Annotated in this window: 12 protein-coding genes; 3 read left to right on the top strand and 9 right to left on the bottom strand. The window is 66.5% G+C overall.

Annotated features, from left to right (window positions below; all coding sequences use genetic code 11):
• Positions 1-2 precede the first annotated feature (2 nt).
• Both AC1RWL_RS29565 and AC1RWL_RS29560 read left to right on the top strand, forming a co-directional pair.
• Positions 3-992: a tagatose kinase gene (locus AC1RWL_RS29565; protein ID WP_493096892.1), complete on the top strand. Its 990-nt coding sequence runs from the start codon at positions 3-5 to the stop codon at positions 990-992.
• Positions 989-2,242, top strand: a complete 1,254-nt coding sequence (locus AC1RWL_RS29560; protein ID WP_493096893.1) for a D-tagatose-bisphosphate aldolase, class II, non-catalytic subunit — start codon at positions 989-991, stop codon at positions 2,240-2,242. Before AC1RWL_RS29565 ends, AC1RWL_RS29560 begins: the two co-directional genes overlap by 4 nt.
• Before the next feature lie 73 nt (positions 2,243-2,315).
• Here AC1RWL_RS29560 and AC1RWL_RS29555 read toward each other — a convergent pair whose 3' ends face one another.
• From AC1RWL_RS29555 to AC1RWL_RS29545, 3 genes are all read right to left on the bottom strand, one after another.
• A complete protein-coding gene (locus tag AC1RWL_RS29555) occupies positions 2,316-5,516 on the bottom strand; it encodes an efflux RND transporter permease subunit (protein ID WP_435268120.1) in 3,201 nt (1,066 codons plus the stop codon).
• Between the two features lie 120 nt (positions 5,517-5,636).
• Positions 5,637-6,827, bottom strand: coding sequence for an efflux RND transporter periplasmic adaptor subunit (locus AC1RWL_RS29550; RefSeq protein ID WP_435268121.1), 1,191 nt, complete (start codon positions 6,825-6,827; stop codon positions 5,637-5,639).
• A gap of 58 nt (positions 6,828-6,885) precedes the next feature.
• Positions 6,886-7,683 carry an alpha/beta hydrolase fold domain-containing protein gene (locus AC1RWL_RS29545; RefSeq protein ID WP_493096894.1) on the bottom strand — a complete coding sequence of 266 codons (798 nt, stop codon included), beginning with the start codon at positions 7,681-7,683 and terminating at the stop codon, positions 6,886-6,888.
• A gap of 143 nt (positions 7,684-7,826) precedes the next feature.
• Here AC1RWL_RS29545 and AC1RWL_RS29540 point away from each other — a divergent pair, with 143 nt between their 5' ends.
• A complete protein-coding gene (locus tag AC1RWL_RS29540) occupies positions 7,827-8,759 on the top strand; it encodes a LysR family transcriptional regulator (RefSeq protein WP_493096895.1) in 933 nt (310 codons plus the stop codon).
• A gap of 186 nt (positions 8,760-8,945) precedes the next feature.
• On the opposite strand, the gene AC1RWL_RS29535 is transcribed toward AC1RWL_RS29540, so the two are convergent.
• The 6 genes from AC1RWL_RS29535 to AC1RWL_RS29510 all read right to left on the bottom strand — a co-directional run bounded on the left by AC1RWL_RS29535 (position 8,946) and on the right by AC1RWL_RS29510 (position 16,410).
• Positions 8,946-11,291: a polysaccharide biosynthesis tyrosine autokinase gene (locus tag AC1RWL_RS29535; protein ID WP_493096896.1), complete on the bottom strand. Its 2,346-nt coding sequence runs from the start codon at positions 11,289-11,291 to the stop codon at positions 8,946-8,948.
• 95 nt (positions 11,292-11,386) lie between these two features.
• Entirely contained in the window at positions 11,387-12,292 is a 906-nt protein-coding gene (locus AC1RWL_RS29530) for a UTP--glucose-1-phosphate uridylyltransferase (protein ID WP_493096897.1), read from the bottom strand.
• A 6-nt stretch (positions 12,293-12,298) separates the two neighbouring features.
• Complete coding sequence (locus AC1RWL_RS29525; protein ID WP_493096898.1) at positions 12,299-13,312, bottom strand: glycosyltransferase family 2 protein; 1,014 nt, start codon at positions 13,310-13,312, stop codon at positions 12,299-12,301.
• A complete protein-coding gene (locus AC1RWL_RS29520; protein ID WP_493096899.1) occupies positions 13,309-14,220 on the bottom strand; it encodes a glycosyltransferase family 2 protein in 912 nt (303 codons plus the stop codon). The genes AC1RWL_RS29525 and AC1RWL_RS29520 overlap by 4 nt, the downstream gene beginning before the upstream one ends.
• Positions 14,217-15,215, bottom strand: a complete 999-nt coding sequence (locus AC1RWL_RS29515; protein WP_493096900.1) for a glycosyltransferase family 2 protein — start codon at positions 15,213-15,215, stop codon at positions 14,217-14,219. The genes AC1RWL_RS29520 and AC1RWL_RS29515 overlap by 4 nt, the downstream gene beginning before the upstream one ends.
• Positions 15,205-16,410 (bottom strand): glycosyltransferase, encoded by a 1,206-nt coding sequence (locus AC1RWL_RS29510; protein WP_493096901.1) that lies wholly within the window; start codon positions 16,408-16,410, stop codon positions 15,205-15,207. The genes AC1RWL_RS29515 and AC1RWL_RS29510 overlap by 11 nt, the downstream gene beginning before the upstream one ends.
• Positions 16,411-16,420: the final 10 nt, after the last annotated feature.

Genomic DNA, 16,420 nt, shown 5'->3' with positions numbered 1-16,420 from the left:
CATTGGCAGGAAAAAGCGTTTTGGCGCCGGAGGCCCTGGGGCCGACGGTCACGGTCGGCGAAATCCTCGTCGAAATCATGGCCACCACCATCGGCGCGGGGTTCCTGGCGCCGCAATCCCTCATCGGGCCGTTCCCGAGTGGCGCGCCGGCCATCTTCATAGACCAGGTGGCGAAGATCGGCGGGGCGGCCGGCATCGTCTCGGCCGTCGGCGACGACGATTTCGGCACGCTCAATGTCGCGCGCCTGCGGGCGGACGGCGTGGACGTCTCCGCCATCGCCACCATCGCGGGCAAGCCCACGGGCAGCGCCTTCGTGCGCTATCGGCCGGATGGCGCGCGCGACTTCGTCTTCAACATCACCCATTCCGCCGCCGGCGACACGCTCATGACCGAGGCAGCGCGCGCCCTCATCGCCCGCGCCGGCCATGTGCATGTCATGGGCTCGGCCTTCGCCATTCCGGGCATTGCCGAAATCCTCCTCGAAGCGATCGCCGTGGTGAAGGCGCGCGGCGGCTCGGTCTCCTTCGATCCGAACATCCGCAAGGAGCTGGTGCAGGGCGAGGCGGGGCGCAGGCTGATCGACGACGTGCTCGCCGCCACCGACCTGCTGCTGCCGTCGGGCGATGAATTGCTGGTCGCGGCCGGTGAGGTGACCGAAGCAGCAGCCGTCGAACGCCTGCTGGCGCTCGGCATCGGCGAGATCGTGCTGAAGCGCGGCAGCGACGGCTCCAGCCATTTCAGCAAGGTGTTCGGCCGCGTCGATTGCGCCGCCTTCAGCGTGGAAGAGATCGATCCGACCGGGGCGGGCGACTGTTTCGGCGCCGCCTATCTCACCTGCCGCCGCGCCGGGCTGCCGCCGGCCGCAGCACTGCTTTACGCCAATGCCGCGGGGGCTCGCACGGTCACCAGACAGGGGCCGATGGAGGGTGTTTCCGGCAAAGCCGAACTCGACCGGTTCATAGCCGCCGCCGGCCGGGAGATCGACGCATGAGCACTATCCTCACCGGCCTTGCCGGCGCCCGCCGCTCCAGCCGTCCCTACGGCATCGCCTCCGTCTGCTCCGCCCATCCGACCGTGCTGCGCGCCGCGCTGCGCCGTGCCGCGAAAAGTGGGGGGCCGGTGCTGATCGAGGCGACCTGCAACCAGGTCAACCAGTTCGGCGGCTATACCGGCACGACGCCCGCCGATTTCATCGGTTTCGTCGAGGGCATCGCCCGCGAGGAGGGCGTCGCACGCGAGCAGATCCTGTTCGGAGGCGATCATCTCGGCCCCAATCCGTGGCGCAAGGAGCCAGCGGAGATCGCGCTGAAAAAGGCAGCCGACATGGTGGATGCCTATGTCACGGCCGGGTTTACCAAAATCCATCTCGACGCTTCGATGGGCTGCGCAGGTGAACCCGTAGCCCTCGACGACGCCACCGTGGCCGAGCGCGCCGCGGCCCTCTGCGCCGTCGCCGAAAAAGCGGCCGCGCGCGCCGGCCTCGCCCCGCCCGTCTATATCCTCGGCACGGAAGTGCCCGTGCCGGGCGGCGCCGATCACGCGCTTTCGACCGTCGAACCGACATCGCCCGCCGCGGCCCGCGAAACCATCGCCGTGCACCGCACGGCTTTCACCAAGGCGGGGCTCGACGCGGCCTTCGCCCGGGTCATCGCCTTCGTCGTACAGCCCGGAGTCGAATTCGGCAGCGACAACGTCATCGCCTACGATCCGCCGCGCGCCGCCGCCTTGAGCGCCCTGCTTGACGAGGAGCCGGCGCTGGTCTTCGAGGCCCATTCCACTGATTACCAGACGGAGGCCGCACTCGCCGCGCTCGTGCGCGACGGCTATCCCATCCTGAAGGTCGGCCCCGGCCTCACCTTCGCCTACCGGGAAGCACTCTACGCCCTCGACCTCGTCGCCTCGGACATCGTGCCCGGCTACGGCGACCGCCCGCTCGCCAAGGCCATGGAAGCCCTGATGACGGCGGCACCCGGATACTGGAGCGGCTACTATCACGGCGACGAGACGGCGCTGCGCATCCAGCGCCATTTCAGCTACAGCGACCGCATCCGCTATTACTGGACGCGTCCCGAGGCGGAGGCCGCGGTCGCGGCGCTGATGACGGCGCTTGCGGGCGTGCGCATCCCCGAAACGGTGCTGCACCAGTACGTGCCGCAGATCGAGGGCGACAATGCCGGGGACATCCTCGTCGACGCCGTGGACCGGGTGCTCGCCGTCTATGACGGCGCCTGCCGTCCGTAAAACGCCAAACACTGAACACGAAAAAGGGCGGCCGATTGGCCGCCCTTCTTTGTTCGTTCCTGCCTGCCGCCCATCAGTGATGGGCGACCGCGGCGACCTTGGGCTCATCGCCTTCCATCGTCGACTTGCCGTGCTGCACCAGCGGGCGGTTGCCCGTCAGGCGCCGCATCAGGACGTAGAAGACCGGCGTCATGAAGATGCCGAAGAAGGTGACGCCGATCATGCCGGAGAACACGGCAAGACCCATGGCGGCGCGCATTTCGGCACCGGCACCCGTCGACAGGACCAGCGGCACGACGCCCATGATGAAGGCCATGGAGGTCATGAGGATCGGGCGCAGACGCAGGCGGCTGGCCTCGATTGCGGCCTGGACCGGCGTCCTCCCCTCGAATTCCAGCTCGCGCGCGAATTCGACGATGAGGATGGCGTTCTTCGCCGACAGTCCCACCAGCACCACGAGGCCAATCTGGGTGAAGACGTTGTTGTCCCCGCCCGTGTACCAGACCCCGGCAAGCGCCGCGAGCACGCCCATCGGCACGATCATGATGATGGCGATCGGCAGCGTCAGGCTTTCATATTGCGCGGCGAGCACGAGATAGACCAGCAGCAGCGCGAGCGGGAAGACGAAGATGCTCGAATTGCCGGCAAGGATCTGCTGGTAGGTCAGGTCCGTCCACTCGAAGTCGATGCCCGCGGGCAGCGTTTCGGCGGCGATCTTTTCCACCGCGGCCTGCGCCTGGCCGGAGGAGAAGCCCGGCGCCGGCCCGCCATTGATGTCAGCGGCGAGGAAGCCGTTATAGCGCGTGGTGCGCTCCGGCCCCGTCGTGGCGTCCACCTTGAGGAGGGCCGCAAGCGGGATCATCTCGCCCGATTGCGACCGCACCTTCAGCTGGCCGATGTCTTCTGGCTTGGCACGGAAGGCGGAGTCGGCCTGGACGCGCACGGAGTAGGTACGACCAAACGCATTGAAGTCGTTGACGTAGAGCGAGCCCAGATAGATCTGCAGGGTCTCGAAGACATCCGTCACCCGCACGCCGAGCTGCTGCGCCTTGGAACGGTCGAGGTCGGCATAGAGCTGCGGCACGTTGATCTGGAAGCTGGAGAACAGGCCCGCCAGCTCCGGCGTCTGGTAGGCTTTCGCCAGGAACGCCTGCGTTGCTTCATTGAGCGCGCCATAACCAAGACCGGCGCGGTCTTCGATCTGGAGCTTGAAGCCGCCCGTCGTGCCGAGGCCGTTGACCGGCGGCGGCGGGAACATGGCGATGAAGGCGTCCTGGATGCCGGCGAACTTCTGGTTCAGCTGCATGGCGATCGCGCCGCCGGAGAGTTCCGGCGTCGTGCGCTCCTCGAAGGGGGCGAGCGCTGCGAAGACGATGCCCGAGTTGGAGCCGATGGTGAAGCCGTTGATCGACAGGCCCGGGAAGGCGATGGCGTGCTCGACGCCCGGCTGTTCCAGCGCGATTTCGCTCATCTTCTTGATCACCTCTTCCGTGCGGTCGAGGGTCGCGCCGTCCGGAAGCTGGGCAAAGCCGATGAGATACTGCTTGTCCTGCGCCGGCACGAAGCCGCCCGGCACGGCGTTGAACACCGTGTAGGTGGCGCCGACGAGGGCAAGATAGACGATCATGACCAGCGACTTGCGCGAGACGAGCCCGCCGACGCTGCGGCCGTAACCGTTGGAGGCAGCCCCGAAGAACCGGTTGAAGCCGCGGAAGAACCAGCCGAACAGGCCGTCCATGAAGCGCGTCAGCCAATCCTTCGGCGCATTGTGCTCCTTCAGCAGAAGGGCAGCCAGCGCCGGCGAGAGCGTCAGCGAGTTGATGGCCGAGATGACGGTCGAAATCGCGATGGTCAGCGCGAACTGCCGGTAGAACTGGCCGGACAGGCCGCTGATGAAGGCGAGCGGCACGAAGACCGCGACGAGCACCAGCGCGATCGCGATGATCGGGCCGGACACTTCACGCATCGCCCGATAGGTGGCTTCGCGCGGGGTGAGCCCGTTCTCGATGTTACGCTCGACGTTTTCGACGACGACGATCGCGTCGTCCACCACGATGCCGATCGCCAGCACGAGGCCGAAGAGGGTCAAGGCGTTCACCGAGAAGCCGAAGGCATACATCACGGCGAACGTGCCGATGATGGAGACCGGGACGGCGAGCAGCGGGATGATCGAGGCGCGCCAGGTCTGGAGGAAGACGATGACGACGAGGACCACCAGCGCGATGGCTTCGAGCAGCGTATCGACGACCTTTTCGATCGAGGCGCGCACGAATTCCGTCGTGTCGTAGACGATCTCGTATTTCACGCCTTCCGGCATGGCGATCTGGAGCTGGTCCATCGTGGCGCGGACATTGTCGGCGATCTCGATGGCGTTGGAGCCCGGCGCCTGGAGCACGGCGATGGCCACGGCCGGCTCGCCGTCGAGGAGCGAGCGCAGCGTGTAGTCGGCAGCGCCCAGTTCGATGCGCGCGACGTCGCGAAGGCGGGTGATCTGGCCTTCCGCACCGGTCTTGACGATGATGTTGCCGAATTCCTCCGCCGTGCGCAGACGCCCCTGGGCGTTCACGTTGAGCTGGAGGTCGACGCCGGTCGGCGTCGGCGAGGCGCCGATGATGCCGGCGGCGGCCTGCACGTTCTGCTCGCGGATGGCGTTGGAAATGTCGCTGGCGGCCAGCGCATGTTCGGCCGCCTTCTGCGGGTCGATCCACACGCGCATCGCATAGTCACCGGCGCCGAAGACCTGGACCTGGCCGACGCCCTCGATGCGAGCGAGGCGGTCCTTGATGTTCAGCGTGGCGTAGTTGCGCAGATAGGTGATGTCATAGCGGTCCGTCGTCGAGACGAGGTTGACCACCATGATGAAGTCCGGCGAGCTCTTGACCGTGGTGACGCCGAGCGCACGCACTTCCGCCGGCAGGCGGGGTTCGGCCTGCGACACGCGGTTCTGCACGAGCTGCTGGGCCTTGTCCGGGTCGGTGCCGAGCTTGAAGGTCACCGTCAGCGTCAGCACGCCGTCGGAGGTCGCCTGGCTGTTCATGTAGAGCATGTCCTCGACGCCGTTGATCTGCTCTTCAAGGGGCGTCGCGACGGTCTCGGAAATGACGACGGGGTTGGCACCCGGATAGGTGGCGCGCACGACGATCGACGGCGGCACCACCTCGGGATACTCGGAAATCGGGAGCGCCCGCATGCCGATCAGGCCTGCGACCACGATGAGGATCGACAGCACCCCGGCAAAGACCGGGCGATCGATGAAGAAACGGGAGATGTTCATGACTATACCCCTCTCCAGGGATGAACGGGCCTATCCGGCGGCGAACGCGCCGCCGGCAGGCATTGAAGTGTTGATTGTTTCTGGGTGGCAGGGCGCCTTCAGCGCCCCGCCTGCTTCCGCTTACTTCGCGGAGGCGACGTTTTCCTGGATCTGCGGGTCGACGACGACGCCCGGGCGCACGCGCTGCAGGCCGTTGACGACGATGCGGTCACCGCCGGCCAGGCCGCTTTCGACGACGCGGTCGCTGCCGGCAAGGCTGCCCAGAACGATCGGGCGGTAGGTGACCTTGTTGTCCTTGTCGACGACGAAGACGAACTTCTTGTCCTGGTCGGTGCCGATCGCCTTCTCGCTGACGAGGATCTTGCTTTCGGCCTTCGGCTCGCCCATGCGGATGCGCACGAACTGGCCGGGGATCAGCCTGCCGCCCGGATTGTCGAAGACGGCGCGCACGGTGATCGTGCCGCTCGCCGCATCGACCTCGTTGCCGATGAGCTGGAGCTTGCCGCGGATCGGCGTGCCCTCGTCGGCCAGCGTGCCGACTTCGACCGGGATCTGCTCGATCGGCGGCAGGGCGCCGTCGGAGACCGGCAGGGTGGCGAGCGCCTTGGCGACGATCTCCTCGCTGACATTGAAGCCGGCATAGATCGGATCGACCGAGACCAGCGTCGTCAGGGCAGGCGAGGTCGAGCCACCGGCGACGAGGTTGCCCGTTGTGATCTCGACACGGCCGGCGCGGCCGGAAACCGGGGCGCGCACTTCGGTATAGCCGAGTTCCAGCTTGGCGGCGTGCAGCGTGGCTTCCGCCGTCTTCAGCGCAGCGCGGGCTTCGGCAAGCGCGTTCTGGCGCGTGTCGACGTCGCTCTGCGAGATGCTGTTGCTCTTGGCGAGGCGTTCCCCGCGCTCAAGCTCGGTGGTGGCAAGCTTCACCCGGGCTTCAGCCGAGGCGTACTGGCCTTCGGCCTGGGTCACCGCGGTCTTGAAGGGCTCCTGGTCGATGGTGAACAGCAGGTCGCCGGCCTTCACCAGCGCGCCCTCGCGGAAATTCACCGACTGGATGGCACCGGCGACGCGCGAGCGGATCTGCACCCGGTCGATTGCCTCCAGGCGGCCGGAAAATTCCTGCCAGGTCACCACGTCGCGGTTCTCGACGACGGTGACGGTGACCGGCACGGCCGGCACTTCCGCGGTCACGGTTGCTTCGGCCTGGGCGACGTTGCCCGGCAGTTGGAAGATCAGGGCTGCGGCGGAAACGGACACAGCCAGTCCCAGGCCGGCGCCCGTCAGGGCCCAGCGTTTGCGCTTCGACATCATGTTCTCTTCTCCTTGTGGCCTTCCAGGCCACGCTCTATCGGCTTGTTCTCAATTTAAATTAGTGAACGCTTATGTTATGAACGAAATCGGAAAAATGGCCGGCCAGACAGTCCTTCCATTCCCCGGTTACATCGGATTTTCCGCTGTAGATCGAAGACCAGCCTGTTCCCGCGGGCAGAACATGCTGCTGAACCTTGACGCCCGATGCCTTCAGGCGGTCGGCATAACCCTGCGCTTCGTCGAGCAGCGGATCGTCCGCCGCCGACAGCACGAGCGCCGGGGCCAGGCCCGAAAGGCGCGAACAGAGGCTGGGCGCCGCATAGGGGTGGCACACACCACCGCTCAGATAATGGCTCCAGCCATCGGACCAGCGCTCGCGCATGCCGATTGCGTCGGCATTGCGGAAGGACGTGGTGCCCATGAAGGGATCGAGCAGCGGCGAGATGAGCACCTGGCCGTCAAGCTCGTTGGCAAAGTGGTCGCGCGCCTTGAGCGCCACGCCGGCTGCGATATTGCCACCGGCTTCCTCGCCGCCGATGAGCAGCGCCGACTTGCGGTCGCCGAGGCCGGCGCGCTTCTTGGCGAGATAGGAGAACACCTCGAAACCCACTTCCAGCGGCTGCGGAAAGACACCGCCGCCCGGCGCGTTGTAATCCGGCACGGCAACGATGGCGCCGGTCGCGGCCAAGGTTTCGGCAAGCGGGCAATGGACGATGCCGGACGTCAGAAAGGCGCCGCCATGGAAATAGAGCAGGATCGGCGCGCCCTTGGTGTAGTCCGCGCCCTGGTAGACGCGCACCGACACGGGGCCGCTGGCCACCTTGTCGAACGTCATATCCTTGATTTCTACGGGCATCGTTTTCGTCCTTGCCCCGGCTTGGAAATACAATGGGGCCTCACCATTTATATCGTAATTGATTTCGCCCAGATAAGTGTGGGAAAACTGACTTCACTATCCAAATTTTCGAACAATAGTGCCTTACAACGTGGGAATGTTCCATGGATCAGCTTTCAGCAATGCGTGCCTTCCTCCGCGTGGTGGAGATGGGCAATTTCACCCGCGCCTCCTCCGCGCTCGGCATGCCCAAGGCGACCGTCAGCAATCTCATCCAGAATCTGGAGACCCACCTCCAGACCAAGCTCCTGAACCGCACCACCCGCCGCGTGATGGTGACGACCGACGGCGCCCTCTATTATGAGCGGGCGATCCAGATCGTCACCGAGATCGACGAGCTCGACGGCAGCCTCTCCCATTCGCGCACCAATCCGAGCGGCCGGCTACGCGTCGAGATGGCCGGCGCCTTCGCCGACCTTCTGGTCATTCCGGCGCTCGGCGATTTCCACGACAGCTATCCGGATATCCATATCGACCTCGGCGTCGGTGACCGCACGGTGGATTATCTCGCGGAAAACGTCGATTGCGCGCTGCGCGGCGGCGCGCCGGGGGACCAGTCGCTGATTGCGCGCCGCATCGCCGAGATCGACGTCACGACCTGCGCGGCGCCCAGTTATATAGAGACCTTCGGCATGCCGCAGCATCCGTCCGAGCTCGAATCGGCCCACCACTGCGTGAACTATTTCCTGGCGCAGACCAACCGCACCATGCCCTTCGAATTCGAAAGGGACGGCGAGAAGGTCGAGGTCAACAGCCGCTACCTGCTGGCCGTCAACGACGCGCGCAGCTACCTCGCCGCCGCGCTCTCCGGCCTCGGCATCGCCCCCCTGCCGCACTTCATGGCGACGGAGGCGCTCGCCAGCGGCCAACTCGTGCCAGTGCTGCCCGGCTGGCGCTCGGAGCCGATCCCGCTCTACATCGTCTACCCCCCGAACCGCCACCTCTCCAACAAGGTCCGCGTCTTCGTGGATTGGCTCGTAAGGCTGCTGGCGCGAACGGAGCTGGGTGCTGCGGCGGTGAAGGGTACTCGGCAGTAGGTGGCGGGTGGGGCTACCCCCCTCTGTCCTGCCGGACATCTCCCCCTCAAGGGGGGAGATTGGATGGAGCACCGTTTCGCCCATCACGAACGGTGCAATTTAAGTGGGGTTTCTGCCGCTTGCCGATCTCCCCCCTTGAGGGGGAGATGTCCGGCAGGGCAGAGGGGGGTTCCCCGCGCACCCCGCTCAAGACGCCCCGTTCACCGACTCCGTATAATACTCGTCATAAAGCTGACGATACTTTTCCGCGCCGCCGAAATCGCTGTAGCGCGGCAGCACGGCCATGTCGGTCTTGTTGAGCACGACGCCGAGCACCTTTGCCTCGATGCGGTTTTCCGCGGCGAGCAGGTCGCGCACCAGCGCCGAGGGGGTCCGGCCCCATTCCACCACGAAGACGAAACCATCGGCCAGCGGCTCGAAGGCCTTGGCATCGACGACGGGGCCGAGCGGTGCGAGATCGACGATGACATAGTCGAAGGCCTTTCGGACCTCGGCGATCAGCCGCTTCATGCCCGGCGAGGAGACCAGTTCGTTGGTGTGGTGCAGCGCGCCGCCGCTGGAGCGCAGCGCGATCGGCAGCACGGCGAGCTTGGTCTGGCGGTCGATCTTGATCGCCTGGTTCCAGGGGATTTCGCCGAGAATGGTCTCGACGAGGCCGGCCTGCGGGGCGGGCTTCAGCATGGCGCTGAGGCTCGGCTTGCGCAGGTCCGCGTCGATCAGCAGCGTGCGCTTGCCGCTTGCCGCGAGCAGAGCCGCAAAATTGGTCGCGACCGTGGATTTGCCCTCGCCCGGCAGCGCCGAGACGACACCGATCACCCGGCTTTCCAGGCCTTGCAGCATCACGTCGCTGGCGAGCTTGGCATTGCGCAGGGTCTCGGCAAAGGCCGAGCGGGGCGCATCCAGCACGACGCGCGTCATGCGCTCCAACGGAATGACCTCCTCTTCCTCCGGCGGCCCGTGTTCGGTCTTGACCACCTTGGCGCCAATCATCGCCGGCTTGCGCTTCTTCTGCCCACCGACCAGCGGCAGATAGCCGAGCGGCTTCAGCCCGAGCACGGTGCGGATGTCGCCCTCGACGCGGAAGTAGCGCTCGCGCATTTCCTGCACGAAGGTCAGCGCGCCGCCCGCCATCAGGCCCAGCACCAGCGACAGGCCGATCACCATCGTCCGGCTCGGGCTCGACGGCGAGACCGGCACGCCGGCATCCGAGATGACACGCGCCTTGGCGATCGGGAAGGATTGCTGCTGCGAGGCCTGCTCGTAGCGGCTGAGATAGGATTCCGACAGCACCTTCAGCGCCGTCGCCTTCTGCTCCAGCTCACGCAGCCGCACCAGCGAGCGGTTGGCCACCGCATTGTTGCCCGCGACCTTCTCGATGCTCTCACGCAGCGAATCCTCGCGCGAGCGCGCGACCTCGTATTCGTTGCGATAGCTGGCGGTCAGCTGCTGAAGCTCCTGAAAAATCTGCCGGGTGAGATCCGCCTTGTCGGTGCGAAGGGCGGCTGCCTGCGGATGGTCCGCGCCAAAATTCTGGGTGATCTCCTGCTCGCGCTTGACGACGGAGATGTAGCGGCTGCGCAGGTCCTGGATCAGCGAATTGTCGGTGGTCTTCGTCGGGATCGTCGCATTGTCGACGGCCTTTTCGGCGCCCTGCTCGATGATCGCCTTGAACTGGTTGTAGCGTGCCGAGGCGCTTGCCGTATCGGCCTGGGCGACGATGAGTTGGCTGTTGAGATCGGAAAGCTGCTGTTCCGACATCAGCTCGCCGCGTGCGGACGTCAGCCCGTTCTCGTTCCTGTAGCGCTCCACCTCAAGGGCGGCCGCCTGGGCGCGGCCCTGCAGGTCCGTCAGGCGCTCCTGCAGCCAGATCGTCGCCTGTTCCGTCGCGTCGAAATTGGCGTTAAGCTGGTCTTCCAGATAGGCGTCGGCATATTTCTTGGTGATACCGGCGGCAAGCTGCGGATCGGACGAGCGGAAGGAGACGGCGACGACGGAGGAGCGCGCCACGCGCTCGACGGTCAGCGCCTGCTGCAAGAGTGCCGCAGCCTTCTGGCGCCGGCCGTTGAGCAGCGCTTCTTCCGAGGGCTCGGGCGTGGTCGAGACGAGCGAGGTCAGCGACTTCACCCAGCCCTTGGCGATCGACACGGGCGATTGCGGCGGGTTGAGGATGATCTCGTTGTCGGCAAGGTTCAGGTCATCGACCACGCGCAGCGCCATGCGTCCCGATTTCAGGATCTCGACGGCGCTGGAAATGCGCATGTCCGCCTGCTGGCTGCTTTGCGGCGAAGGTTCCGTGTCCTCGGCATAACGCGACAGGTCCTCGTCGAGCAGCACCTGCGTCTGCGAGGTATAGATCGGCGTCGCGAAGACGAGATAGGTCACGCCCAAAGCCACGGCGAGCGCGACGGAAAGCGCGATCAGCCGGGCATGGCGGGCGAGAATGGCCAGCAGGCGATTGAGGTCGATGAAGGAATCGGACGGGTCCGGTTCCCTTCGGAAAACACTGCTGTGCGGCACGGTGCGTTGATGCATGGGGCTCCGTTCTGCCTTTCGGCTCGGTGGGTGCTTGCGTCCTCCCGCAGGCGAGGGTCCCGGGCCGGACCGTAGCGGCCCGGGACCCCAAGGTTTTAGGCGGCGCGAACGCCGCCCTCATGGGCCATCACCAGGTCGCGCAGCGACTGGTAGACGGCGGCGCCGATATCCGGCCGCGACAGCGCGAAGGCGACATTGGCTTCGATGAAGCCGTGCTTCGAGCCGCAGTCATAGGTCCGCCCCTCATAGACATGGGCGTGGAAGGGCTGGGCCTGCGAGAGCTTCAGCATGCTGTCGGTGATCTGGATCTCGTTGCCCGCGCCGCGCTGCTGGCGGGCAAGATGGTCGAAGACCTGCGGCTGGAGGATGTAGCGGCCGTTGAGGAAGAAGTTCGACGGCGCCTCTCCCGCCCGCGGCTTCTCCACCATATGCGTCACGGCAAAACCATGGCGCACGGCCTCCCCCTTGCCGACGATGCCATATTGCGAGGTGTCTTCCGGCGCGCATTGCTCCACGCCCACCACATTCCCGCCAACCTCGTTATAGAGATCCATCAGGCCGGACAGGCAGCCGCGCGGGCCGAAGGAGATCATGTCGGGCAACAGCAGCGCGAAGGGCTCGTCGCCGATCACGTCCCGCGCGCACCACACCGCATGGCCAAGGCCGAGCGGCGCCTGCTGGCGGGTGAAGCTTACGGAGCCCGCCGCCGGCAAGAGCCGGCCGAGTTCGCTCACCTTGTCGTCCTTGCCGGATTTTTCCAGCGACGAGATCAGTTCCGGCGTGTCGTCGAAATGGTCCTCGATGACCTGCTTGTTGCGGCTCGTGACGAAGACGACATGTTCGATACCAGCCTCGCGGGCCTCGTCGAGGGCATATTGCACGACCGGGCGGTCGACGATGGTCAGCATTTCCTTCGGCATGGCCTTGGTGGCCGGCAGGAAACGCGTTCCATTGCCGGCAACGGGGATGACGGCCTTACGGACGGTCTTGGTTCGCTCCATGGCATTTTATCCTTTGTTCTTGAGCGCCAGGTCTTGCGCTGTCGATGGGGAGGGAGCCGCGCGGGGCGCGGCCATCGTGCGATGGGACGATGGGGCCGTGAGACGGCGCCATCCGGCGGCGAGCGGCATCTTCAGATGCCGAAGCGCGACGGGATCGCCGAGCGCCACCTTGAGGGCAGGCCCGAACGAACGATTCTTGAGATGCTGGATGAGCGCCAGGAAGGCGCGCGTTTCTTCCAGGTTGCGCGTGCGGCGGCGCTGCGCGGCGGCATCCGCCCCTTCGAGTTCAAAGCGCGCGAGAAACCGCCCGTCGCCGGCCAGCATGGCATCGACATGGTGGGGGTGCAGCACGCGCGAAATCGAGCCTTCGCGGATGTGATAGGTGTAGCCCACTTCCGGCGCGACCACACATTTGCCGCCGGCCGCAAGCGTCGAGGCGAGCAGCAGATAGTCCTCGCCGATCCTGAGCGCCGTATCGAAGGCGAGCTGGTTTTCCTCCAGGAACGCCCGGCGGAACATCGGCTTCATGTAGCCGAAATTGTGCGTGCTCTGGAAAATCAGGTTGGAATCGATGAAGTCGGCGAGCGTCAGGTAGGGCGTGCGGGCAAGCAGGTCCTCCGCAAACATCCGCTCCACGCGGCCATCGAGCGTGAGCACGTCGAGATTGTCGACCGCGACGGCCGCGTCCTCGCGCTCGGCGAGGTCGACGAGGCGGCGAAGCCGGTCGGGCCGGATCGTGTCGTCGGAATCGAGCACCGCGATCCATTTTCCCCGCGCCGCGGCAAAACCCGCATTGCGCGCGCCGCCGGGGCCGAGATTGCGATTGAGCGCGATGAGCTGCACGGCGGGTTCAACCAGCGAGGCGACGACCGCGCGCGTCTCGTCGGTGGAAAAATCGTCGACGACGAGGATCTCCACCGCCACGTCGCGCTGCGCGAGCGCGCTCTGGATGGCGCGTTCGATCGTATCGGCCGCGTTATAGGCGGCGATGACGACGCTGACCTCGGGCATTTCCATCATCGGGCGGTTGCCTCCACGGTTCCATAGGGTTCGATGGCGCGGGCGCCGAACAGGCCGCCGACGGCGCCGGCATGCAGCAGGCCGCGCAGGACAAAACGATTGCGCCGCACCGGCAGGAGAAGGAGGGCAGCCGCACCGGCAAAGCAGGTGGCGCATTTCGTCGCCGCCAGCGCCGCCGCGGTGAGCCGCGCAAAACCCTCATGCCGCTCGGCGAGAAGCCGGCCATGCGTCTGGCCCATGCGCAACCGGCGCTGGGCGAGCCAGGCGAAGCGGGCGCGGTTGGCGGGCACCGGCTCCTGCACCCAGGCCTCCTCGGCAAAGGCGATACGACCGCCGGCGGCATGCACCGCGTCGAAGAAGGCGGTGTCTTCCCCGCCGCTGCGCCCCAGCGCCAGATCGAAGCGCCGTCCGGCGATCGACGGCGCGGCGAGGCGCATCAGCACATTGCAGGTATAGCCGGTGCGGATCTCGCCACCGACCCAGACGGGGAGGGTGGAATGAAAGTCGCCGCGCCGCATCCACACCGGCGCGTCTGCGGCGTAGATTGCGCGCACCGGCCCCAGCACGACGTCGGCACCGCTCTTTTCCGCTTCGCGCAGCAGCCGGTCGAGCCATTGCGGCTCCACCGTCTCGTCGTCGTCGACGAAGGCAATGAAATCGGCGTCCGCATGGTCGAGGCAGGCATTGCGGGCGATGGAAATATTGCCGGCCGGGCAATGCACATAGGCGATGTGCATCGGCAGCCGCACGGCGGCGACGCGCTCGCGGGCGCTCGGCTCGACATCGTTGTCGGCGACGATGACGCGCAGGTGCACGCCTTGCGGCACGGTCAGCCGCGCGAGCGAAGCCAGCGTCTCGCTCACGGCCTCGCGCCGGAAGGTGCAGACGGCGATGTCGATACGCGTCATGTCGCGACCCTCCGCTGGCGGATATCCAGGAGCTCGCGCCAGAAACCGGCCGACCAGGCGAAATGCATGATCATCGCCGAGACGGCGGCGAGCGGGCCGTAGGGGTTGCGCTGGCCGAGCGCCATCCAGGCGCCGTAGCCGAGGCAAGCCGCCGCCCACAGCACGACCGGCACCGCCGCCAGCCAGTTAATCGCGGCAAGCGCAGCACCCACGGCGACGGGTGCCACCATCAGCGGGATCATCTGCCGGATGCTCGGACGCGAGCGGTGTTTCAGGAAGTTGCGCGCCCGGCCGCGGCCGTAGCGGAAATATTGCTTGAAGAGCAGCGAGGCGCTGGCGCGCGGGTAATAGATCATGCTGGTGCGCGCGGTCATCCAGATGCGGTAGCCGGCCTTGGCCAGGCGAAAGTCGCACTCTGCGTCTTCATTGGCGTTGAACGTCTCGTCGTAACCGCCGACCGTGCGGAAGGCGGAGATGCGCATCAGCGCGTGGTGCCCGTGGTCGACCCAATGGCTTTCGGCACCGACGCGGTGTTTCGCGCCGCCATTGCCGAGCACGGAATTCTGCGCCACGGCGGTCGCCTTCTGGAACAGGCCGAAGCCGACGGTCTGCATGGCGACGACGACGGAATCCGCCCCGGTCGCCATCGCCTCCTCGACCAGCACGCGGCAATAGTCCTCCGGATAGGTGCCATGCGCGTCGATGCGGATGAGATAGTCGTGATCCATGCCGAAGGTCGCGACGGCGAGATTGACGGCCGCACTCTGGATGCGCTTCGGGTTGTCGATCACGCGCATGTTCGGCACGCTCGCGGCAAGGCTTGCCGCGATGTCGCGCGTGCCGTCCGTGCTGCCGCCGTCCACCACGACGAGCGTCGCGGAAAGCGCGTTCAGCGTCGGTTCGAGCTGGCGGACCAGCGGCTCCAGGTAGCGGGCCTCGTTGAGGCACGGGATCACGATCAGGCAACGCACGGACGTTACAGCGTCAACGGTCATGGCAATCCACCTTGTTTGTGACGTGGGAGGGAATGGGATGCGCCACCGGCTGCACGCCCGGCTGGCGGAGGGCGGCGAGGCGCTGGACGAAGGCGGCGCAATCGGCACGGTCGACGATCCAGGGCCGGGGGCCGAGGGCCACGAGATGGGCGTGCAGCGCCCGGTAGGCGCTGTCGTCGAAGGCCGAGAAGCGGGTCATCAGGGTTTCGAGCCGGGCATCGTCGAGCGTGACGGCGACGCCGCGCTCGCCCGCCAACCGCGCCGTCTCGGTGCCGGACAGCACGATCGGCAGCGCGCCGTGGCGGCAGCCTTCGTAGAGCCGGTTGGGCAAGAGCCAGTGCGAATTCTGCCCCTCCTCGAAGAAATCGATCGCCCAGGCGAAATCGACCTCGGCATAGATGCCCGCGAGGTCCTCCGGGTTACGATAGGGGCCTTCGAAGCGGATGAAGGGTTCGCGGGCGACGAGCCCGTCGAAATCCTCGAATTCCGAGCGCGCCGGCCGGCCGCGCAGCACCACTTCGAAGCGGCCGTCCATGCGGCGGGTGAATTCGGAGAGCAGAGCAAGCGACTTGCGGCAGCGGATCGCGCCGAACCAGCCGATGCGCCAGGGCTGGCCTTCCGACCTTTGCCGGGCGGGCGGGCCGGCGTCGGTGCCGTCGAGCTCCAGCACCTGGTTTTCCAGCAGATGCGTTGGCGCGCGGATGCCGGAGAGCGGCTTGAAATAGTGTTCGACAAAGGCCGGCGAACTGGTGACGAGCAGCTTGGCCCGCTTGCCGAAATGGCTTTCCGCCGCCCGCAGCGCCCGGCCCACAGCGTCCTTGCGCAGCAGCAGGCGGTGCACGTCGAGGCATTCATAGGCCACCGGCACCGCGCCGCCGAACTGCGCCGCCGCCCGGCCGGCCAGCGCCAGCATTTCGAGATTACGCGCGAGAATGACATCCGGCCGCGCCATGCCCTTGAGCCGCCGGCCGAGCGACATTGAGGCATCCACCACCGCAAGCAGGCGCTGGGCGAATTGCGCGTCCTTGGTCGCGCCAAGCTCCACCGGCGCGATGCCCTCGATATCGGCAAGCCGGTTTTCGCCACGGCGGAAACCGGCGAGCACCACCTCGGCGCCGCCGGCCTGCAGCATCAGTACCCGGCGGCGTACCGCCGGGTCGGAAAGGTCGTGGACGAGATACAGGACACGCAGCATCGGCACGATC

The sequence above is a fragment of the Shinella sp. GW821-FHT10F02 genome, assembly GCF_058809275.1.
The sequence above is the reverse complement of the archived record's forward strand: the minus strand, read 5'-3'. Positions and strand labels throughout refer to the sequence as shown.